This is a genomic window from Pseudomonas putida (assembly GCF_028682175.1).
GTDB lineage: Bacteria > Pseudomonadota > Gammaproteobacteria > Pseudomonadales > Pseudomonadaceae > Aquipseudomonas > Aquipseudomonas putida_AD.
On record NZ_JANHKS010000051.1, the window covers coordinates 1 to 22,307 of the forward strand.

Sequence of the window (22,307 nt, forward strand, 5' to 3'; positions counted from 1 at the left end):
CTACCCTGAACGTCTAACTCGTTGATATTCAAGGAGTTTTCCGTTCCGACTGCGCCGGAAGTGGGGCGAATTATAGAGAGATTCGAGGGGGCGTCAACACTTAATTACATTAAATTGTCATATCGGTCAGAAACGGCCTGAAAAGCAAAGGGGCGAGCCTTGTGGCCCGCCCCTTTCGATCAAACGTTACAAGCTTGGGAAGGCAAACTGCGACGCCTCGTGGCTCGCACGTTGCGGCCAGCGCTGGGTGATCGCCTTGCGACGGGTGTAGAACCGCACGCCATCCGGGCCATAGGCATGCAGGTCGCCAAACAGCGAACGCTTCCAGCCGCCGAAGCTGTGGTACGCAACCGGCACCGGCAGCGGTACGTTGACGCCCACCATCCCGACTTCGATTTCATCGCAGAACAGACGCGCCGCTTCACCGTCACGGGTAAAGATGCAGGTGCCGTTGCCGTATTCGTGGTCGTTGATGAGCTGCATCGCCTGCTCAAGGCTGTTCACACGAACGATGCACAGCACCGGCCCGAAGATCTCTTCTTTATAGATGCGCATTTCTGGGGTCACCTGATCGAACAGGCAGCCACCCAGGAAGAAGCCATCTTCGTGACCGGCCACGGTCAGGCCACGACCATCGACCACCAGCCTGGCACCGCTGCTGACGCCGTCTTCTATATAGCCGCTGACCTTGTCGCGATGTTGACCGGTCACCAGAGGCCCCATGTCCAGTCCGCAGGAAGTGCCCGCGCCAATCTTCAGCGCCTTGATCTGCGGGACCAGCTTGGCCACCAGTGCATCGGCCACCTGGTCGCCGACACACACGGCAACCGAGATCGCCATGCAACGCTCGCCACAGGAACCGTAAGCGGCGCCCATCAGAGCGCTGACAGCGTTGTCCAGATCCGCATCCGGCATCAGGACCGCATGGTTCTTCGCGCCACCCAGTGCCTGTACGCGTTTGCCACGGGCGGTCGCTTCTTTATAGATGTACTCGGCGATAGGAGTCGAACCCACGAAGCTCAGCGCCTTGACTTCCGGCGCCTCGATCAGCGCATCCACGGCAACTTTGTCGCCATGCACCACGTTCAGCACGCCTTTGGGCAAACCGGCTTCGTGCAGCAACTGGGCGATCAGCAATGTGGAGCTTGGATCACGCTCCGATGGTTTCAGGATGAAACAGTTGCCGCAAGCAATTGCCAGCGGATACATCCACAACGGAACCATCGCCGGGAAGTTGAACGGTGTGATACCGGCCACCACGCCCAGCGGCTGGAAGTCCGACCAGGCATCGATGTTCGGGCCCACGTTGCGGCTGTACTCGCCCTTGAGGATTTCAGGGGCGGCACTGGCGTACTCGACGTTTTCGATACCGCGCTTGAGTTCACCGGCAGCGTCTTCCAGGGTCTTGCCATGTTCTTCGCTGATGAGCTGGGCGATGCGTGCCTCGTTCTGCTCCAGCAATTGCTTGAAGCGGAACATCACCTGGGCGCGCTTGGCAGGTGGTGTGTTGCGCCATGCCGGGAATGCAGCCTTGGCCGAGTCGATGGCTTGCTGGACGGTTTCACGGCTGGCCAGCGAAACCTTGTGAATCGCCTGACCGGTGGACGGATTGAAAACATCGGCGGTACGGCCGCCGTCGCTGACCAACTCGCCATGAATCAGGTGTGCAATGGTGCTCATGCGTTAACTCCGAGGAAGTGGTGCCCGCAGGCGCAACCCGGGCTGCGCCTGTTGATAAGTGAGAGTGGAATCAGTCGATCTGGTTGAGCGCTTCGCCCACCGCATCGAACATGCGGTCCAGGTCTTGCGGCTTGCTGTTGAACGTTGGGCCGAACTGCAGGGTGTCGCCGCCAAAGCGCACATAGAAACCGGCTTTCCACAGCTTCATTGCAGTCTCGAACGGCCGCACGATGGCATCGCCATCACGGGCAGCGATCTGGATTGCGCCGGCCAGGCCGTAGTTGCGGATATCGATGACGTTCTTGCTGCCCTTGAGGCCGTGCAGCGAATTCTCGAAATGCGGGGCAGTTTCAGCCACTTGCTGCACCAGGTTTTCGCGCTTGAGGATATCCAGCGCCGCCAGACCTGCTGCGCACGCCACCGGGTGCGCCGAGTAGGTGTAGCCGTGGGGGAATTCCACCGCGTATTCCGGCGTCGGCTGATTCATGAAGGTCTGGTAGATCTCGCTGCTGGCAATCACGGCGCCCATTGGGATTGCACCGTTGGTGACCTGCTTGGCGATACACATCAGGTCAGGGGTGACGCCAAAGCTGTCGGCACCGAACATGGAGCCAGTGCGGCCGAAGCCGGTGATCACTTCGTCGAAGATCAGCAGGATGTTGTGTTGATCGCAGATTTCGCGCAGACGCTTGAGGTAACCCTGCGGCGGAACGATCACGCCAGCAGAACCTGCCATCGGCTCGACAATGACAGCCGCGATGTTCGAGGCGTCGTGCAGCTCGATCAGCTTGAGCATTTCATCGGCCAGCGCGATGCCGCCCTGCTCCGGCATGCCGCGGGAATAGGCATTGCTGGCAAGCAGGGTGTGAGGCAGATGATCGACATCCATCAACTGGCCGAACATCTTGCGGTTACCGTTCACGCCCCCCAGGCTTGTGCCCGCAATGTTCACACCGTGATAGCCACGGGCACGGCCGATCAGCTTGGTCTTGGTCGCCTGGCCTTTCAGGCGCCAGTAGGCGCGCACCATCTTCACCGCGGTGTCCGCGCACTCGGAACCGGAGTCGGTGTAGAACACGTGGTTCAGGTTGCCCGGCGTCAGTTCGGTGATCTTTTCAGCCAGTTGGAAAGACAGCGGATGCCCGAACTGGAAAGCCGGCGAGTAATCCAGCGTGCCCAGTTGCTTGGCGACGGCTTCCTGAATCTCCTTGCGGGTGTGCCCGGCGCCGCAGGTCCACAGACCGGAAAGGCCATCGTAGATTTTGCGCCCCTTGTCGTCTGTCAGATAACTGCCCTCTGCCGCCACGATCAGTCGCGGATCGCGCTGGAAATTGCGGTTCGCGGTGTAGGGCATCCAGTGCGCATCGAGCTTGAGTTGGCTGGCCAGCGACATATCGGACGATTCGGGCATGTTCATTGTAATAACCTCACAAGGACGTGGGTGGCCTGTCTTCCTCTCCCTTCAGGGAAGCAGGGCCGGTTGCAGCTAAGTTGCCATGGGCATAAAGTCGCTAAAATCCTGCTTTTATGATCTTTAGTTGGTGGACTACTAAACAATGAGCACACGCCGTCCCGATCCCCTGGCCCAGGTCAGCGACTTCGACATTCGCCTGCTGCGCATTTTTCGAAGCGTCGTCGAATCAGGCGGCTTTTCTGCGGCGGAAAGTGCGCTGGGCATCGGGCGGTCGGCCATCAGCCAGCAGATGAGCGATCTGGAGCAACGCCTGGGCCTGCGCTTGTGCCAACGGGGTCGAGCGGGGTTTTCTCTGACAGAAGAAGGCCGCGAGGTCTATCAGTCATCGCTGCAGTTGTTGAGTGCACTGGAAAGTTTTCGTACAGAGGTGAACGGCCTGCACCGACACCTGCGCGGTGAACTGAACATCGGCCTGACCGACAACCTGGTCACCCTCCCCCACATGCGCATCACTCACGCACTTTCGCACCTGAAAGAGCGAGGCCCGGACGTTCACATCAATATCCGCATGGTCGCGCCCAATGAAGTGGAACAGGGCGTGCTCGATGGCAGCCTGCACGTGGGCGTCGTGCCCCAGGCCAACGCCTTGTCGGGCCTTGAATACCAGCCGCTCTACAGCGAACGCTCGTTGCTGTACTGCGCGGTCGGCCATCCGTTGTTCTATGTTGACGATGGGCAACTGGACGACACTCGCCTGGCTGAACAGGAAGCGATTGCGCCGACGTTTCGTCTGCCCGCCGACGTTCAGGCCCATTATCAGGCCCTGCGGTGCACCGCCAGTGCGTCGGATCGCGAGGGGATGGCGTTTCTGATTCTCACCGGGCGCTACATCGGCTATCTGCCGGATCACTACGCCAGTTTCTGGGTGCAGCAAGGGCGGTTGCGTGCGCTGAAACCCCTGTCGCGTTTCTACGACCTGAGCCTGGTGACCGTGACCCGTAAGGGCCGGCGCCCGCATCTGGTGCTCGAAAGCTTTCTGGAGAGTCTGGCTGCGACGCGCTGAACCTATTTGCGCAGCCGACTCTTGTGGGATCGTGCCGGGTGCGTTATCAGTTCACCCCGTCGCAGCCAATGATCCGTCTGGAATCGCACATGACCCTTGAAGTACCTGCTCACAGCGTCAGCACCAGCAAGCCGGCAAGCCGCATTCGTCAAAAGAACGAAGAAACGATCATGAAAGCCGCCGAGGACGAATTCGCCCGCCACGGTTTCAAAGGCACCAGCATGAACACGATCGCGCAGAACGCGGGATTGCCCAAGGCCAACCTGCATTACTACTTCACCAACAAGCTGGGGTTGTACGTCGCGGTACTGAGCAACATCATCGAGCTGTGGGACAGCACCTTCAATAACCTAAGCGTCGAAGACGATCCGGCCCAGGCGCTGACCCAGTACATTCGCGCGAAGATGGAGTTTTCCAGGCGCCAGCCACAGGCTTCGCGGATCTTCGCCATGGAAATTATCAGCGGCGGCGAGTGCCTGAACGAGTACTTCAGCCAGGACTATCGCGAGTGGTTCAAGAGCCGTGCGGCGGTGTTCCAGGGCTGGATCGACGCAGGCAAGATGGACCCGGTCGACCCGGTGCACCTGATTTTCCTGTTGTGGGGCAGCACCCAGCATTACGCCGACTTCGCCACCCAGATCTGCCAGGTCACCGGGCGCACACGCCTGACTCGACAGGACATGGAAGAAGCCGGTAACAATCTGATCCGCATCATCCTCAAGGGCTGTGGCCTCACGCCGCCCCTTTGAATGCTCAAGAACCTTGGCTTATAGCTGGAACCGTCAATGCCCTCTACTCTCGTCGGCCCTTGTGAGTTTCGCGAAGAAATCCGCAAGAGCCGCTTCATCACCCTGGCCGCGCCCATCAACACGCCGGCCGAGGCCCAGGCGTTCATCGAGCAGAACAGCGACCTGAATGCCACCCATAATTGCTGGGCATGGAAACTCGGCGCCCAGTACCGCAGCACTGACGACGGCGAACCGGGCGGTACCGCTGGCAGGCCCATACTGGCCGCCATCGAAGCGCAGGATTTCGATCAGGTCGTGGTGTTGGTGATTCGCTGGTATGGCGGCATTCAACTAGGTACCGGTGGCCTGGCTCGCGCCTATGGCGGAGGGGCGAACAAGTGTCTACAGCAGGCGCCGCGCTCGCCGTTGATTGACCGGGTGTCGCTGGAGTTCGACTGTTCCTTCAGCGAACTGGCTCTGGTGAAGCTGCGCCTGGCCGAACTCAACGGGCTGGTCGAGCAGGAGACGTTCACCGCCACGGGTGTCGATCTCGTCGTCGCGCTGGGCCCGGAGCAGATTGAAACCTTTCAACGACAGCTTTCGGACATCAGTCGCGGGCGCATCGTGCTGCAACGCCCGGGCGGTGCATAACCTGCACCACCTGCGTGTGTTCAAAGCCAGCACTTTGCCCACATCTACTGTGCATCCGCCTGTGGACAAGCTGAGCACATTCGCCCACAGCCCTTGCTGCACACGGCCTGCAGCAGTTCGATCATTATTTGATCAATTTACTTATCCACCGGACAAATTCACCGCAAAACAGGATGTTAGAGTGCCTTATCGCGACTCGGTACTACCGCAGAGGTGCTTATACCGCGGGCTTTCGCTTGCGCACATTAACTGTGGAGCAACCTGTGGATAACAGGTGCAAGCTTGTCCACAGGGCCGGGGATATCTCGCCTGCTGACATTTGGTCATTTTTCATCCAAATTTCATGAACTCTGTTCAACCGACGGCCAGGCTCTGGTCAAACGCCGATCCCGCCGCCGCGTCGCCCATTCTTGTGGCAAGCTGAGAGCGACTTCCTGGCACTGCCAAATCCACTGTTGCAAGGAGATGCACTCATGGCTTCAAACAAAACCGCACTCATTATCGGCGCCTCACGGGGCCTGGGCCTGGGGCTGGTACAACGCCTGAACGAGCTTGGCTGGGAGGTGACCGCCACCGTCCGGGATGTGAACAAGGCCGACGAGTTGAAAGCCGTTTCCGGCGTTCACATCCAGCCACTGGAAATGGACCAGCCAGCCTCGCTGGATTCACTTGTCCACAGCCTGAAGGGCCAGGTCTATGACCTGCTGTTCGTCAACGCCGGCATCATGGGCCCGCTGCACAGCAATCCCACCGACGCCAATGCAGAAGAACTGGGCCAGCTGTTCCTGACCAATGCCGTCGCCCCCGTACGCCTGGCCAAGCGTTTCGTCGATCAGATCCGCCCAGGCACCGGCGTCATTGCCTTCATGAGTTCGGTACTCGGCAGCGTCACCATGCCCGACGCGCCCGAAATGGCCCTGTACAAGGCCAGCAAGGCGGCTTTGAACTCCATGACCAACACCTTCATCACGCAACTGGGCGACAACAAACCCACCGTCCTCTCGATGCACCCCGGCTGGGTCCGCACCGCAATGGGCGGCGAAGGCGCCGATATCGACGTGCAAACCAGCGCGCGCGGGATGGTCGAACAACTGGAACGCTTCGCCGGAAAAGGCGGGCATCACTTCGTCAATTACAAGGGTGAGACGATTCCCTGGTGACACCCCACTGCTCGGGCGGGCACTTGATCCACACCCCGCCCACGCCCTAAACTCCCGACCCTCGCTTCGCGGCGCATTCGATGCCGCGGCGACCCTGGATCAGCAGACAGGGCAAAACTGAGCTGGCGACCTGAACCCACTTTCAGAGGAGCCGGCCCATGCCCGCTATCCGTATCTGGTTGAAAAATCCCCTTGCCGTGTTCACTGCCAACGACCTCGATGCCCGAGGCGGGCTGGTGGTCGAGGACGGTGTTATCGTTGAAATGCTCAGCGCCGGGCAAACACCTGCCCAGCCTTGCGATCAGGTATTCGATGCCCGTGAGCATGTGTTACTGCCGGGTCTGATCAACACCCATCATCATTTCTACCAGACGCTGACTCGCGCCTGGGCGCCGGTGGTCAATCAGCCGTTATTCCCGTGGCTCAAGACGCTGTACCCGGTCTGGGCACGCCTGACTCCGGAAAAACTCGCGCTGGCCAGCAAGGTCGCCCTCACGGAATTGTTACTGTCGGGCTGCACCACGGCAGCGGATCACCACTACCTGTTTCCGGATGGACTGGAAAACGCCATCGACGTGCAGGTGCAGGGCGTTCGGGAGCTGGGAATGCGCGCGATGCTGACCCGTGGTTCGATGAGCCTGGGTGAAAAGGATGGCGGCCTGCCACCACAGCAGACCGTGCAACAGGGGCAGGTGATTCTGGAAGACAGCCTGCGCCTGATCGACCGCTATCACGAACGTGGCGACGGCGCGCAGATCCAGATCGCCTTGGCGCCGTGTTCGCCGTTTTCGGTGACCACCGAAATCATGTCTGAAAGTGCCGCGCTGGCCGAGAGGCTCGATGTGCGTCTGCACACGCATCTGGCTGAAACCCTGGATGAAGAAGACTTCTGCCTGCAACGCTTTGGCCTGCGCACGGTGGATTACCTGGACAGCGTCGGCTGGCTCGGGCCTCGCACCTGGCTGGCCCACGGCATTCATTTCAATGAGCAGGAGATTGGACGTCTGGGCGAGGCAGGTACGGGGATTTGCCATTGCCCGAGCTCGAACATGCGCTTGGCCTCGGGCATCTGTCCGACGCTGGAGCTGACGGCCGCCGGGGCGGCCATCGGATTGGGCGTGGATGGCTCGGCTTCCAACGATGCCTCGAACATGATTCTGGAGGCGAAACAGGCGCTCTATCTGCAGCGCTTGCGCTATGGCGCCGAGAAGATCACTCCGGAACTGACATTGGGCTGGGCAACTCGCGGTTCGGCGAAGCTGCTGGGTCGCGAGGATATCGGTCAACTGGCGGTCGGCAAGCAGGCCGACCTTGCGCTGTTCAAACTCGATGAGCTGCGATTCTCCGGCAGCCATGACCCGATTTCAGCGCTGCTGTTGTGCGGTGCCGATCGCGCCGACCGGGTGATGATTGGCGGCAAATGGCGGGTGATCGATGGGCAAGTTGAGGGGCTGGACCTCAAGGGTCTGATTGCAGATCACCGCCAGGCGGCAGCGGAGTTGATTCGGGGCTAACTCGGATGCGGTTTGGCTTGCTGGCGTCGGTGATCTCAAGATCGCTCCCGCGGGCAAGCCCGGCTGCTACAACGATCTATGTTGCTGCACTGTCCGTAGCAGTCCGGCTTGCCGGCGTCTGCGTTCTCAAGGTCCCCGACGCCGGCAAGCCGGACTGCTACGGACGGTGCGACACAAATGGTCGTAGCAGCCGGGCTTGCCCGCGGGAGCGATATTAAAAGCGCAGACGTTGGCAAGCCGGACGACTACATCCCCAACAATGACAACATCACAAAGGTCGCGAACAGCACGAAGTGCGTCATGCCTTCGATGGCGTTGGTTTCGCCGTCGTTGAGGTTGATGGCACTGACCAGCAAGGTGACGAACACCATCACGGTCTGCACCGGCGTCATGGCCATCTGGAACGGCTGACCGGTGTAGAGCGCCATCGCCTCCATCACCGGCACAGTCAGGATCACCGTGGACAACGATGCCCCCAGCGCAACGTTGACCACCGATTGCATGCGGTTGGCCAGCGCCGCTCGCAGCGCCGTGAGGATTTCCGGCGCAGCGGAAATCGCCGCCACCAGAATCGCGGTCATGACCGGCGGTGCGCCGCTGCCTTCAAGGCCCAGGTCGATGGTCTTGGACATGACCTCCGCCAGCGCGCCAATGACCACCACCCCAAACACCAGCGTGGCGATCGACAAGGTCAGATTCACCGGCGCGCCCTCCTGTTCGGGCTGATCCTTGCGCCGCTTCTTGTCCGGGTAGCTGTAGCTGAAGAAATAACTGTGCGGCCCCACCTGCATGCGCAGAAACAGACCGTACAACAACACCATCGCGCCAATGGTAAAGGCCGAATACACCTTCCATTTCGACTCGGGTATGAACTCCGGCACCACCATCGATACGGCCATGGCGGTCAGGATCATCACACTGTAAGAGCGCGCGGAGTCATCGTTGTAGGACTGCTCGCCGTGCTTGAGCCCGCCCATCAGCGCCGCGAGCCCCAGGATGCCGTTGATATCCAGCATCACCGCCGAGTAAATGGTGTCTCGCACCAGCGTCGGCGACGGCTCGTTGCTCATCATGATCGCCAGGATCACCACCTCGACCAGCACCGCCGACAGCGTCAGGATCATCGTGCCGTAGGGGTCGCCGAACTTCTCCGCAAGCAACTCGGCATGATGGGCGACGCGCATCGAGGCACAGACGATGAACACCACCAGGGCGACGCCCGCGAGCAACGCAACGGTGTGCCCATGGCCGAGCAACTGGTGTTCGAAGAAGTAGGCGAGACAGGCCGCAATCACCGCCAACAGGAGAAATTTTTCTTGCTTGAGAATCGTGCCCATCGTTGCCTTATTGCCTCTGCGACGCGGGTCGCTCATCCGTGGAGTATTGCCTGCTCAAGCGGTGAGAGTGCAGTTTGTAAATAAAGGTTTCAAGACAGCTGAACCTTCCGGTCAGGTTTTTAACCAGTCATCGCCCGTGAATCTGTAGAATCACTCCATTGCACCTGATGAGAAAAGAACATGTACGACTGGCTGAATGCCCTGCCCAAGGCTGAACTGCACCTGCACCTTGAGGGTTCGCTGGAACCTGAACTGCTGTTCGCCCTGGCCGAGCGCAACAAGATCGCACTGCCGTGGAACGACGTCGAAACCCTGCGCAAGGCCTACGCCTTCAATAACCTGCAGGAGTTTCTCGACCTTTATTACCAGGGCGCGGACGTCCTGCGCACCGAGCAGGACTTCTACGACCTGACCTGGGCCTACCTTGAACGCTGCAAGGCTCAGAACGTGATTCACACCGAACCGTTCTTCGACCCTCAGACCCACACCGACCGGGGCATCCCCTTCGAAGTGGTGCTCAACGGGATCACTGGCGCGCTCAAGGACGGCAAGGAAAAACTCGGCGTGGGCAGCGGCCTGATCCTGAGCTTCCTGCGGCACCTGAGTGAGGAAGAAGCCGAGAAGACACTGGACATGGCACTGCCCTTCCGCGATGCCTTCGTCGCCGTCGGCCTGGACAGCTCGGAAATGGGCCATCCGCCCAGCAAGTTCAAGCGCGTGTTCGACCGCGCCCGTGGAGAAGGCTTCCTGACCGTGGCCCACGCCGGCGAGGAAGGTCCGCCCGAGTACATCTGGGAAGCGCTGGACCTGCTGAAGATCGAGCGGATCGACCACGGCGTGCGCGCCATCGAAGACGAACGGCTGATGCAACGCATCATCGATGAGCAGATCCCGTTGACGGTCTGCCCGCTGTCCAACACCAAGCTCTGCGTGTTTGACCACATGAGCCAGCACAACATCCTCGACATGCTCGAGCGTGGCGTGAAAGTCACCGTAAACTCGGACGACCCGGCCTACTTCGGTGGCTACGTGACCGAAAACTTCCACGCGCTGCACACTCATCTGGGCATGACCCAGGATCAGGCCAAACGCCTGGCCCAGAACAGCCTGGATGCGCGTCTGGTCAAACCGTGACCTGAGCGTGATTCATGGCAGCAGGGCCTGCCAGCGGGTGCCACTCCAGGCCTCCCGCCGGCAAGCCGTGCTGCTACAGCGTCTGCATTCAGGCAGCGGACGCGATCTTGTTGATCTCACGCTGACCATTGGAAGACACCTGCAAGGTGGTGGCCTCTTCCGTGGCACGCAACCACCCCAGTTGCATGAAAAGCTGCAGCAATCCCGCCCCCAGCGCACCGCCCAGGTGCGGACCGCGGTCACTGCATTCGGCGCACTCGCAGACAGTCTCGCGCTGCCGGTGGGCCAACGCAGGGATGAAAATGCCCCGCTCGGCAAATCTCGATATTCCGACACTCGTCACTTCCAGACGATGCTCCGACTGCTCGATCCAGCCCGCCCCGAGCATCCGCTGATACAGATCCGTGGCCAGGTCCCCGCCCAGATGATCGGCGCACACCAGAGCCCGGCGCAGTGGCAACGGCGGCAAGGGCTGGGCGACGCTGCGGCTGATGATCTCGGCACTGACCATCGATGCGCTGGCCAGTGCCTGCACCGCCGCTCCGACCTCAGGCGCCGCCAGCCTGAAGAAGCGCTTACGGCCGCGCGACTCCTGGCGCAGCAAGCCTCCCGATGCCAGCCGCGCCAGGTGCGCGCCCACCGATGAGGTGGACAAGCCCACCAGCAATGCAATCTCGTCAGCTGCCCGCGACGCGCCGTCCATTAACGCCCACATCATGGCACTGCGTTTGGGGTCGGCCAGCAGCGCGGCAATCTGACTGATGCATGGTGCGTGTTCCATGTATTCACTCCCTGTTGAATCATTGGTCTTTTGCGATGGCCGACTCGCCCTCTACAGCGGCCATCATCGTTGCATAGGGCGAACGGCAGCCTTGATCTGCATCACCTCATGGGACCTTTGAGCAGAACAAGTGCCGCACTAGTACAGATTTAGTTAAGTAACCGTGACAGTATCGAGCATCCGTTATTGGATCGGATCCACTCTAAAGACACAGTATAAGGGCTGGAGGACAGCGGCGGATTGCTCAGGATTTGTTGTACCCGAAGCACCGTAGGGCCGCCGTGCGAAACATCAGGCAAAGTCTCCCGTTAGACAACAGCCTCTCCAGCCCATGTTTTAGCGCCGAAAAGGCCGGAATAGCGGGCCTCTGCTGGCATTTCGGGGAAGTGACGTCAATTGAAGGCAGGGCAAATTCCTACAGCAAAAACTCCATTATCCCGCAGGAAAAATAGCCAGGGTTTTCCATAGGAAGGCGGATTTTTTAACCAGATATACTGTCACGCCTTCCCCCCAACGAAGTGCTTGTACGAAAGGTCTGCCGGGAGAGTAGTAATAGTCTGCACTTCTCTCATTTGTTCACTGCCATTAACAATCAATAACAGTGCACCGGTCAGCACAGCTTTTCAATAAAAGAAGCAGGAAGTCCGGCAACGCGGGAACGTTGCCGGAGCGGGTCAGATGCGTACGTCAGTGGGCGCAACCTGCGCATCACGCCTGCCCTGGGCGCGTCGGGTAATCATCGCGAGCGTCACGGCCAGCACCCCACACAGGGTGATAACCGTCGCCATGGGCACGGCGGTGCCATCGTGCAACACCCCGACCAGCGCCGCAGCCCCCGCCGCCACGCTGAATTGCAGGCAGCCCAGCAAGGCCGAGGCGCTGCCTGCACGCTTGCCTTGCCCGGCCATCGCACAGGCCGAGGCGTTGGGGATGATGCAGCCAAGGCTGGCGATATAGATGAACAGCGGGATCAGCAACGGCCAGAGCTTCTCGGTGTGCATCGAGGCAATCGCCAGCAGCACCACGGCGGCGCTCAGGTAGATCCATACCGCGCGGGACAGCAGCCACGCCGGGCCAAAGCGCCCCACGAGCCGGGCGTTGACTTGCGCGACGAGGATGAAGCCCGCCGCGTTGGTGCCGAACAGCCAGCCGTAATGCTCGGCAGGCACGCCATACAGCTTGATGAACACGAAGGGAGAGCCTGCGATATAGGAAAACATACCGGCAATCGCAATGCCGCCAGTCAAGGCGTGCCCCAGGAAGATCCGGTCGCCCAGCAACGCCCAATATGAGCCCGCCGCGCCGGACAGCGGTGGACGGGGGTGGCCTGCGGGCATGCTTTCAGGCAAGCCTGCAGCCACGGCGCATGCCGTGAGCGCACTGAAGAACGTCAGGCTCAGGAAGATCGACTGCCAGCCGTACACATTGACCAGCAAACCGCCGAGCATCGGGGCCAGGATCGGGGCCAGGCCCATGACCAGCATCAACTGGGAAAACACTTTCGCCGACTCGACGGGCGAGCACTTGTCGCTGACAATCGCCCGCGACAGCACCATCCCTGCACAGCCACCCAGGGCCTGGACGAAACGTGCAACGATCAGCCACTCAAGGTTGGGTGCAAACGCGCAGGCCAGGGACGCCAGCGTGAACAGTCCGACGCCGAACAGCAGCGGGATGCGGCGGCCAAACCGGTCAGCGATCGGCCCATAGGCCAGTTGCCCGATGCTCAAGCCCAGGAAGTAAGAGGCCAGGGTCATCTGGACGTGTTTTTCGTCCGTGCCAAAAGCCAGTGCCATTGCCGGAAAGCCGGGTAGATAAAAGTCGATGGCCAATGGGCCAAATGCGCTGAGAGCGCCAAGAATCAGAATCGTTCTAAGGTTCATTGATCTTCCAAAGCAGTTGCGCGCAGCCTGACAGTTTAACAACCCGCCATCTTCTCAGACCGTCGCAGGGAAAATTATTAAAAGTTTTTTCAGGTTTAATTACCGTCAGGCGGGATCGCGGAACTAATCGACCCGTACCGGACATCGGCCAATGGATTTCTCACACCGCTTTTACAAATAACTCACAGATATGCTTCTAGAATTTTTCATATCTGTAGAGGAAATGGATATGAACGCGCGTTGGGTTGTGCTGTGGTGTCTTGTGGTTGTCGCCGGCTGTCAGTCTACCCACGACCAATTACTGGCCGAAGGTTATCCGCCGGCATTTGCGGACGGTTTCCAGGATGGCTGCGGCAGTGGGCGGCAGGCAGTGGATGTCATGAAGGGCCAATACAAGAAGGACGTGCCGCGTTACTTGCGTGACACGATTTACGCGCAGGGCTGGGGGGATGGTTTCCGCCAGTGTCAGGCGCAACTGGAGAACCACAACGTTCAGGATCAGGGTCGCGACAGCGTCTGGAACGACCGCGACCGCGCCTGGGAACAAGAGAAGACCCAGGACGCGGCCAAGGCGTATCGCTCTCGCTGAAGGCCATGTCGCTGCGGGGCATCTGGCGAAACTTCTGGAGTGCAAGGATGGCCCAACCTTCATGTACTGAACAGGGAGCACGCCATGAGTCGGGCCTTCGTCAACGAAGACGCCGCTGCCGCGCAGGTCAGCCAGCCGGTGGAGCGGCACGTCAGCGCGCAACCCAATTACGTGACCGCCAGCGGTCTTGCCCAGTTGCAGGCCCATGTCGCCGCGTTGCAGGCACAGCACAGCGAGCAGTCGGCGCGCGGTGAGCGTGCAGACAAGCAGCGGCTGGCGGATATCGAACGGGATCTGCGTTATTTCAATCAGCGTCTTCACAGTGCTCAGGTGGTGACACCTGCCATCTCTACTGACAAGGTGCAGATCGGCAGTTGGGTGACCTTCGCCGATGAAGAGGACGTGCAGCAGCGGGTGCAATTGGTGGGTGAAGATCAGGCTGATGCCGCGAGCCAGCTCATCAACTGGGCCTCGCCGCTGGGCAAGGCGCTGATGGGCGCGCACGTGGGCGACGAAGTCACCTGGCAGCGCCCGGCGGGAGATCAGGTGATCGAGGTGGTGCAGATTGAGGCGGATGTTTGAAAAAACGGAGCCACTGCGCCCTTGGATACTCTACAGGGGATCAAGCTCGAATTTATGTATGTACTCGCAGCCGATACGCCAAGCCATATTTGTGGGAGCGGGCTCGCCCGCGAATGCGTCACACCTGCCGCATCAAAGGAGTCTGACCCACCGCTTTCGCGGGCAAGCCCGCTCCCACAAATCATCACTGATCGACAATCGTCGTTATCCCCATCCCGCACGACAGAAACTTGTCCAAAAAAAAACGGAGCCCGAAGGCTCCGTTTTTCATGACGCTGGCCCCGATCAGGCCAGCTTCTTGTGACGCACGCGGTGCGGCTGGGCCGCTGCTTCGCCCAGGCGCTTCTTGCGGTCGGCTTCGTACTCGGTGTAGTTGCCTTCGAAGAACACCGCCTGCGAATCATCTTCGTAGGCCAGGATGTGAGTCGCGACGCGGTCCAGGAACCACCGATCGTGGGAGATCACAATAGCGGCGCCCGGGAAGTCCAGCAGGGCTTCCTCCAGGGAACGCAGGGTTTCAACGTCCAGGTCGTTGGACGGTTCGTCGAGCAGCAGGACGTTGCCGCCCTCTTTCAACGTCAGCGCCAGGTGCAAGCGACCACGCTCACCACCGGACAGATCCTTCACGAACTTCTGCTGATCGCCACCCTTGAAGTTGAAACGGCCGACATAGGTACGCGACGGAATCTCGTAGCTGCCGATCTTGATCTGATCGGAACCGTCGGAGATCTGCGCGAATACGGTCTTGCTGCCGTCCAGGTCGTCACGGCTCTGGTCGACGCAGGCCAGTTGCACGGTTTCACCGATTTCAATGGAGCCCGAATCCGGTTGCTCCTTGCCCATCAGCATGCGGAACAGCGTGGATTTACCCGCACCGTTACCACCAATCACACCAACGATGGCGCCTTTAGGCATGGAGAACGACAGGTTGTCGATCAGCACGCGGTCGCCGTAACCCTTGGTGACGTTCTTGAATTCAATGACCTTGTCACCCAGGCGCGGACCGGCCGGGATGTAGATCTCGTTGGTTTCCGAACGCTTCTGGAATTCCTGCGACTGCATTTCTTCGAAGCGCTGCAGACGGGCCTTGGATTTGGACTGACGAGCCTTGGCGCCTTTGCGCACCCACTCCAGTTCCTCTTTCATGGCCTTCTCGTGAGCCGACTGCTGCTTGGATTCCTGGGCCAGACGATCGGATTTGGCTTCCAGCCAGCCCGAATAGTTGCCCTCGTACGGAATACCGGCGCCGCGGTCGAGTTCCAGAATCCAGCCAGCGACGTTGTCCAGGAAGTAACGGTCGTGCGTGATCGCAACCACGGTGCCCGGGAAGTCGTGCAGGAAGTGTTCGAGCCAGGCGACGGAATCGGCGTCCAGGTGGTTCGTCGGTTCGTCCAGCAGCAGCATGTCAGGGGCCGACAGCAGCAGGCGGCACAGGGCCACGCGGCGCTTCTCGCCACCGGACAGGTGCTCGACCTTGGCATCCCAGGCCGGCAGGCGCAGCGCATCGGCGGCGACTTCCAGCTGACGCTCGAGGTTGTGGCCGTCGCTGGCCTGCAGGATGGCTTCGAGCTTGGCCTGTTCGGCGGCCAGTTTGTCGAAATCGGCATCCGGCTCGGCGTAGGCGGCGTAGACCTCGTCCAGACGCGCCTGGGCGTCCTTGATCACGCTGACCGCTTCCTCGACCACTTCACGAACGGTCTTGGTCGGGTCCAGTTGCGGTTCCTGCGGCAGGTAACCGACGTTCAGTTCCGGCATCGGGCGCGCTTCACCATCGAACTCGGTGTCGACACCGGCCATGATTTTCAGCAGCGTGGATTTACCCGAACCGTTGAGGCCCAGGACACCGATCTTGGCGCCGGGGAAGAACGACAGGGAGATGTTTTTCAGGATTTCCCGCTTCGGCGGAACAACCTTGCTCAGCCGATGCATGGTGAAGACGTATTGAGCCATGGAATGAAAACCTGGATTGGGACAGTGAATAAGGGCGCGAGCTTAGTGCTCCGTTGCAAAAAATGCTTTTTATTTATCGTCGCAACTTGCCGTGTGGCGTATCCGGGCCTTGAATTGGTTAAGGCTTGACCAGAAAAGCTGCGACAGAAAACTTACCGCGTAAGTCATAAAGCTGGAGCAAGGATTGCAAGCATTATGAAAAATTACAGGAATCGGGCACCTCGCGCGTGCCGCAAAGCTACCCGAATGCCGTCAACAGGGCAAACCGCGCAGCCCAATGGGGCTGGCACTTAGCCACAACTCAAGGCATGCTAGCCGCCCTTTGGGCGTCCAGCTTATAGTGCATTTCGCACACGCTGATTCAGTCCAGCAGTCAGGATCACAGTTTGTCCACACCAGCACCCACTCCTCCGTTGCGTTCCTCCAATAGCGCGGCGTCCGCGCCTTTACGGGGCTCGTTCAAAGGCGCACTGGCAGTGCTGGTGCTGCTGATGCTCGTGCTTTTGTTATGGCAGCTGGTTGAGCAGTTCCAACAGACCCAGGATCGCCAGCATCAGCGCAGCGTCGATTACAGCATCCAGCTGGCCGACCGCCTGAGCCTGAACATGGCGCTCAATGCCCAGGTCGCGTTGAACCTGCTGGACGACGCCAACGGCAAGCCCGAGACCCAGGCGCAGACTGCAGCGATGCTTGAGCGCCTGCGCAAATCCATGCCGGGGCTGCTCAGTGTCGCCTGGCTGGACAGCTCGGCGGGTATCGCAATGGACAGCGCCACGGACAGCAAGGACGTCAGTTTCTTGACTCAATTGCACGCACGGGTCGAAGGGCATCCTTACTACTATGCCGATGCGCCGGACGGCTCGCTGTTCTACCTGCTGGTTCGCCAGCCCGGCAATGACAACCAGCGCTACTGGGCCATACGCCTGGACCCACAGGCGCTGAATTCCCTGACCCGCCAGAGCGCACAGGACTACCGGCCACTCTGGCGGCTTGAGAACACCTCGTCCCTGCACCTGGTTTTCCAGGGTGAGCCCAGTGACAGCCAGGCCGCTGGTGGCAATCTGCAGACCGTGCTGCTGGAGCCTGTGGCCAACAGCGACTGGCAGTTGCGCGGGCTGTTCGACCCGGACCGGGCTCGGGAAGCGCTGATTGCGCCGTTGCTGGGCAAATGCCTGATCGCGCTGCTCTGCTCTATCGTGCCGTTGCTCGCGCTACGCAGCCTGCGTCGTCGCCAGTTGCAACTGCATGAGAGCCGCCGACGCTACAAGGACATCTTCGAAGGCACCGGCGTCGCGCTGTGCGTGCTCGACCTCTCGGGCCTGCCGGAATACCTCAAGCACCTGCAACTGAACAGCAGCGAGGAGTTGCAAAAGCGGCTGATCAATCACCCAGACCAACTCAAGGGCCTGCTGCATCAGTTGCGCATCACCGAGGTCAATCAGGTGGCCTCCAGCCTGCTGCGCGCTGATTCCGCGCAGAAGGTCTGGCAGCAGTTGATCGAGGGCTGCCCGCGTTCCCGCCAGGGCATTGGCGTGCAACTGATCGGCGCGGTGCTCGATGGCCAGCCTCAGTTGGAACTGGAAATCCTGCTGCCCGACGCGCAAGGCCAGGACCAGCATCTATGGCTGGTGGTGCGCCTGCCCGAGCAGCCCGAAGACTTCAATTCGGTGATCCTGAACATCAACGACATCACCAACCGCAAGCAGACCGAAATCGAACTGCTGGAGCGCGAGAGTTTCTGGTCGGATGTGGTGCGCACCGTGCCCGACCATCTGTACGTCCAGGACGTCGTGACCCGGCGCATGATCTACAGCAACCACCACCTGGGGCACACGCTCGGTTATAGCCGCGAAGAACTGCAGCAGATGGGCGAATACTTCTGGGAAATCCTGCTGCATCCCGATGACGCCGAACCCTACGAGCAACTGCGCCTGGCCCGCAGCGAACAAGGTCTGAGCGCGCTGACCGAGTGCCAGTTGCGCTTTCGCGACCGGCGCGGCAACTGGCGGCGTTTCGACATCCGCGAGCAGGCCCTGGCGCCGGACAGCGATGGCCAGGTCACGCGCATCATCGGCGTGGCCAAGGACATCACCGAACAGATCGAAGCCAGCCAGTCCCTGCGTGACAGCGAGCAGCGCTACCGGATGCTCGCCGAAAGCATCAGCGACGTGATCTTTTCCACCGACCCCAAGCTTGCGCCCAACTACGTCAGCCCATCGGTCAACACCGTGCTGGGGTACAGCGCCGAATGGATTCTGGATAACGGCTGGAACTCGATCATCGCCAACCCGCAGCAACTCACCAGCCTGAATTCGCTGCTGCACGTGATTGGCAAAGCGCTGAACAAACCCGAAGCGCTGGCGGCCCTGCGCCGTGAAATCACCACGCAGTTGTTCCTGTTCGACTGCCTGCGTGCCGATGGGCGCAAGATTCCGGTGGAGTTGCGTCTGGTTCTGGTGTGGGACGAATCCGGCGCATTTGAAGGCATTCTCGGTGTTGGCCGTGATATCAGTCAGCAGCGCCGTGCGGAAAAAGACCTCCGCATGGCCGCAACCGTGTTCGAGCACTCGACTTCGGCCATCCTGATTACCGACCCTGCCGGCTACATCGTGCAGGCCAACGATGCCTTCAGCCGGGTCAGCGGCTACGCCGTGTCCCAGGTGCTGGACCAGTTGCCGATGATGCTGACGGTCGACGACCAGCAGGAAGCCCACATGGGCTACATCCTCAAGCAGTTGAACCAGCGCGGCAGTTGGGAGGGCGAGCTGTGGCTCAAGCGTCGTGACGGCGAACACTATCCGGCATGGGTCGGCATCACTGCGGTGCTGGACGATGAAGGCGACCTAGCCAGCTACGTGTGCTTCTTCAGTGACATCAGCGAGCGCAAGGCCAGCGAACAGCGCATTCACCGCCTGGCCTACTACGACGCCCTGACCCACCTGCCCAACCGCACGCTGTTCCAGGACCGCCTGCACACCGCGCTGCAGCACGCCGAGCGCCAGCACGCCTGGGTGGTGCTGATGTTCCTGGACCTCGACCGCTTCAAGCCGATCAACGACTCCCTGGGCCATGCCGCAGGGGATCGCATGCTCAAGGAAATGGCCTCGCGCCTGCTCGCCTGCGTGGCCGAGGACGATACCGTGGCACGCATGGGCGGCGACGAGTTCACCCTGTTGCTGCAACCCGGCGCCACCCAGCAGGCAGCACTGACCCGGGCCATTCATGTGGCCGAACAGATTCTCGCAAGCCTGGTGAAACCCTTCGTGCTGGAAGGCCGGGAGTTTTTCGTCACCGCCAGTATCGGCATCGCCCTGAGCCCCCAGGACGGCAACGAGCTGAGCCAGTTGATGAAGAACGCCGACACGGCGATGTACCACGCCAAGGAGCGTGGCAAGAACAACTTCCAGTTCTACCAGGCGGATATGAACGCCAGCGCCCTGGAGCGTCTGGAGCTGGAAAGCGACCTGCGCCACGCGCTGGAGCAGGAGGAGTTCACCCTCTATTACCAGCCGCAGTTCAGCGGCGACGGCAAGCGCCTGACCGGTACAGAAGCCCTGCTGCGCTGGCGCCATCCACGCCGTGGCCTGGTGCCGCCGGGGGATTTCATTCCGGTGCTCGAAGAGTTGGGGCTGGTGGTGGAAGTCGGCGAATGGGTGCTGAAGGAAGCCTGTCGTCAGTTGCGCGAGTGGCACCTGGCCAAGGTTCGGGTGCCGAAAGTGTCGGTGAACATTTCCGCGCGGCAGTTCTCCGATGGCCAGTTGGGCACGCGTATCGCCAACATCCTCCAGGAAACCGGCCTGCCGCCGGCGTGCCTTGAGCTGGAGCTGACCGAAAGTATCCTGATGCGCGAAGTCAGCGAGGCCATGCATATCCTCGACAGCCTCAAGCGGCTGGGGCTGAGCATCGCGGTGGACGACTTCGGCACCGGTTATTCATCGCTGAACTACCTCAAACAGTTCCCCATCGATGTGCTGAAGATCGACCGCACCTTCGTCGACGGCCTGCCCTCGGGCGAGCAGGACGCCCAGATCGCCCGCGCCATCATCGCAATGGCCCACAGCCTGAACCTGGCGGTGATCGCCGAAGGCGTGGAAACCCACGAGCAGCTGGATTTTCTGCGTGAGCATGGTTGCGACGAGGTGCAAGGCTACCTGTTCGGCAGGCCGATGCCGGCGCAGCGCTTCGAGGCGCAATTCAGTAATGATGCCCTGTTCATGATCGATTAAGAGCAGACCAGTAGCAGGCCGGCTTGCCGAGGCTTGATCCTTGTAGGAGCGCGCTTGCCCGCGATCGCGTCCAGGCAGACACCGCTGCACTGGCTGACACACCCGGTCGCGGGCAAGCGCGCTCCTACAGGTTGTGGATGAAAGCCGCTTGTCCACGACATGACCGCCTTTCATATGCCATATAAAACCCGATGTTGTAGAATGCCCCCCTTTTCTACTGCACGATCCCCGAGGACCGCCATGTTCAGCCGTAATTTGACTATCGCCAAGTACGACTCCGACCTGTATGCCGCTATGGAACAGGAAGCCAAGCGCCAGGAAGAGCACATCGAGCTGATCGCCTCGGAAAACTACACAAGCCCTGCCGTCATGGAAGCCCAGGGCTCGGTGCTGACCAACAAGTACGCCGAAGGCTACCCAGGCAAGCGTTACTACGGTGGTTGCGAGTACGTCGATATCGTCGAGCAACTGGCCATCGACCGCGCCAAGGAGCTGTTCGGCGCCGACTACGCCAACGTCCAGCCACACGCTGGCTCCCAGGCCAACAGCGCCGTCTACCTGGCCCTGCTGAACGCCGGTGACACCATCCTGGGCATGAGCCTGGCCCACGGCGGTCACCTGACCCACGGCGCCAGCGTTTCCTCCTCCGGCAAGCTGTACAACGCTGTTCAGTACGGCATCGACGGCAACGGCCTGATCGACTACGACGAAGTCGAGCGTCTGGCTGTCGAGCACAAGCCAAAAATGATCGTGGCCGGTTTCTCGGCTTACTCGCAGGTCCTGGACTTCGCCCGTTTCCGCGCCATCGCTGACAAGGTCGGTGCCTACCTGTTCGTCGACATGGCCCACGTGGCCGGTCTGGTCGCCGCTGGCGTCTACCCGAACCCGGTTCCGTTCGCTGACGTCGTGACCACCACCACCCACAAGACCCTGCGCGGTCCACGTGGCGGCCTGATCCTGGCGCGCGCCAATGCCGAGATCGAGAAGAAACTGAACTCCGCCGTATTCCCGGGCGGCCAGGGCGGCCCTTTGGAGCACGTCATCGCTGCCAAGGCGATCTGCTTCAAGGAAGCGCTGCAGCCTGAGTTCAAGACTTACCAGCAACAAGTCGTCAAGAACGCCAAGGCCATGGCCGCCGTGTTCATCGAGCGTGGCTTCGACGTGGTTTCCGGCGGTACCGAGAACCACCTGTTCCTGCTGTCGCTGATCAAACAGGACATCTCCGGTAAAGACGCCGACGCCGCACTGGGCAAGGCTTTCATCACCGTGAACAAGAACTCGGTGCCAAACGACCCGCGCTCCCCGTTCGTCACCTCCGGCCTGCGCTTCGGCACCCCGGCTGTGACCACTCGCGGCTTCAAGGAAGCAGAGTGCAAGGAACTGGCTGGCTGGATCTGCGACATCCTGGCTGACCTGAACAACGAAGCGGTGATCGACGCCGTTCGCGAGAAGGTCAAGGCCATCTGCGCCAAGCTGCCGGTTTACGGCGCTTGATAGCGGTTGCCTGATATGAAAAAGCCCGGCTCTTGAGCCGGGCTTTTTGTTATACGCACCGTTCCCTGTAGGAGTGAGCTTGCTCGCGATACGTCGTGCCATTCACCGCTCCGGTGTCTGA

General features: G+C 60.6%; 16 protein-coding genes. 10 read left to right on the forward strand and 6 right to left on the reverse strand.

The features are described 5' to 3' along the window. Positions 1-186 precede the first annotated feature (186 nt). Both NPS29_RS24295 and NPS29_RS24300 read right to left on the reverse strand, forming a co-directional pair. Positions 187-1,680 carry a CoA-acylating methylmalonate-semialdehyde dehydrogenase gene (locus tag NPS29_RS24295; RefSeq protein WP_274135707.1) on the reverse strand — a complete coding sequence of 498 codons (1,494 nt, stop codon included), beginning with the start codon at positions 1,678-1,680 and terminating at the stop codon, positions 187-189. A gap of 70 nt (positions 1,681-1,750) precedes the next feature. Continuing rightward, positions 1,751-3,097 carry an aspartate aminotransferase family protein gene (locus tag NPS29_RS24300; protein ID WP_274135708.1) on the reverse strand — a complete coding sequence of 449 codons (1,347 nt, stop codon included), beginning with the start codon at positions 3,095-3,097 and terminating at the stop codon, positions 1,751-1,753. A gap of 139 nt (positions 3,098-3,236) precedes the next feature. Here NPS29_RS24300 and NPS29_RS24305 point away from each other — a divergent pair, with 139 nt between their 5' ends. The 5 genes from NPS29_RS24305 to NPS29_RS24325 all read left to right on the forward strand — a co-directional run bounded on the left by NPS29_RS24305 (position 3,237) and on the right by NPS29_RS24325 (position 8,210). Next, positions 3,237-4,157, forward strand: a complete 921-nt coding sequence (locus NPS29_RS24305; protein ID WP_274135709.1) for a LysR family transcriptional regulator — start codon at positions 3,237-3,239, stop codon at positions 4,155-4,157. An 89-nt stretch (positions 4,158-4,246) separates the two neighbouring features. Next, positions 4,247-4,906, forward strand: a complete 660-nt coding sequence (locus NPS29_RS24310; RefSeq protein ID WP_274135710.1) for a TetR/AcrR family transcriptional regulator — start codon at positions 4,247-4,249, stop codon at positions 4,904-4,906. A 36-nt stretch (positions 4,907-4,942) separates the two neighbouring features. Then, a complete protein-coding gene (locus NPS29_RS24315; RefSeq protein WP_274135711.1) occupies positions 4,943-5,536 on the forward strand; it encodes an IMPACT family protein in 594 nt (197 codons plus the stop codon). 473 nt (positions 5,537-6,009) lie between these two features. Continuing rightward, complete coding sequence (locus tag NPS29_RS24320) at positions 6,010-6,696, forward strand: SDR family oxidoreductase (protein ID WP_274135712.1); 687 nt, start codon at positions 6,010-6,012, stop codon at positions 6,694-6,696. Positions 6,697-6,854: 158 nt separating this feature from the next. Then, on the forward strand, positions 6,855-8,210 hold the full coding sequence (locus tag NPS29_RS24325; RefSeq protein WP_274135715.1) for an 8-oxoguanine deaminase: 1,356 nt from the start codon (positions 6,855-6,857) through the stop codon (positions 8,208-8,210). A 245-nt stretch (positions 8,211-8,455) separates the two neighbouring features. On the opposite strand, the gene NPS29_RS24330 is transcribed toward NPS29_RS24325, so the two are convergent. Continuing rightward, a complete protein-coding gene (locus NPS29_RS24330; protein ID WP_274135716.1) occupies positions 8,456-9,547 on the reverse strand; it encodes a calcium:proton antiporter in 1,092 nt (363 codons plus the stop codon). 180 nt (positions 9,548-9,727) lie between these two features. Here NPS29_RS24330 and NPS29_RS24335 point away from each other — a divergent pair, with 180 nt between their 5' ends. Continuing rightward, a complete protein-coding gene (locus NPS29_RS24335) occupies positions 9,728-10,681 on the forward strand; it encodes an adenosine deaminase (RefSeq protein WP_274135717.1) in 954 nt (317 codons plus the stop codon). An 88-nt stretch (positions 10,682-10,769) separates the two neighbouring features. On the opposite strand, the gene NPS29_RS24340 is transcribed toward NPS29_RS24335, so the two are convergent. Together NPS29_RS24340 and NPS29_RS24345 are read right to left on the reverse strand one after the other, a co-directional pair. Next, positions 10,770-11,462, reverse strand: a complete 693-nt coding sequence (locus tag NPS29_RS24340; protein ID WP_274135719.1) for an ArsR/SmtB family transcription factor — start codon at positions 11,460-11,462, stop codon at positions 10,770-10,772. Positions 11,463-12,136: 674 nt separating this feature from the next. Further along, positions 12,137-13,345, reverse strand: a complete 1,209-nt coding sequence (locus NPS29_RS24345; protein WP_274135721.1) for a multidrug effflux MFS transporter — start codon at positions 13,343-13,345, stop codon at positions 12,137-12,139. A gap of 229 nt (positions 13,346-13,574) precedes the next feature. On the opposite strand from NPS29_RS24345, the gene NPS29_RS24350 reads away from it, so the two are divergent. Together NPS29_RS24350 and NPS29_RS24355 are read left to right on the forward strand one after the other, a co-directional pair. Then, entirely contained in the window at positions 13,575-13,934 is a 360-nt protein-coding gene (locus NPS29_RS24350) for a hypothetical protein (RefSeq protein ID WP_274135722.1), read from the forward strand. Positions 13,935-14,018: 84 nt separating this feature from the next. Beyond that, positions 14,019-14,516 carry a GreA/GreB family elongation factor gene (locus tag NPS29_RS24355; protein ID WP_274135724.1) on the forward strand — a complete coding sequence of 166 codons (498 nt, stop codon included), beginning with the start codon at positions 14,019-14,021 and terminating at the stop codon, positions 14,514-14,516. A gap of 285 nt (positions 14,517-14,801) precedes the next feature. On the opposite strand, the gene ettA is transcribed toward NPS29_RS24355, so the two are convergent. After that, positions 14,802-16,466: an energy-dependent translational throttle protein EttA gene (gene ettA, locus NPS29_RS24360; RefSeq protein ID WP_274135726.1), complete on the reverse strand. Its 1,665-nt coding sequence runs from the start codon at positions 16,464-16,466 to the stop codon at positions 14,802-14,804. 386 nt (positions 16,467-16,852) lie between these two features. Here ettA and NPS29_RS24365 point away from each other — a divergent pair, with 386 nt between their 5' ends. Together NPS29_RS24365 and glyA are read left to right on the forward strand one after the other, a co-directional pair. After that, positions 16,853-20,692, forward strand: coding sequence for a sensor domain-containing protein (locus NPS29_RS24365; protein WP_425312554.1), 3,840 nt, complete (start codon positions 16,853-16,855; stop codon positions 20,690-20,692). Positions 20,693-20,932: 240 nt separating this feature from the next. Continuing rightward, a complete protein-coding gene (glyA, locus tag NPS29_RS24370) occupies positions 20,933-22,186 on the forward strand; it encodes a serine hydroxymethyltransferase (RefSeq protein ID WP_274135727.1) in 1,254 nt (417 codons plus the stop codon). Positions 22,187-22,307: the final 121 nt, after the last annotated feature.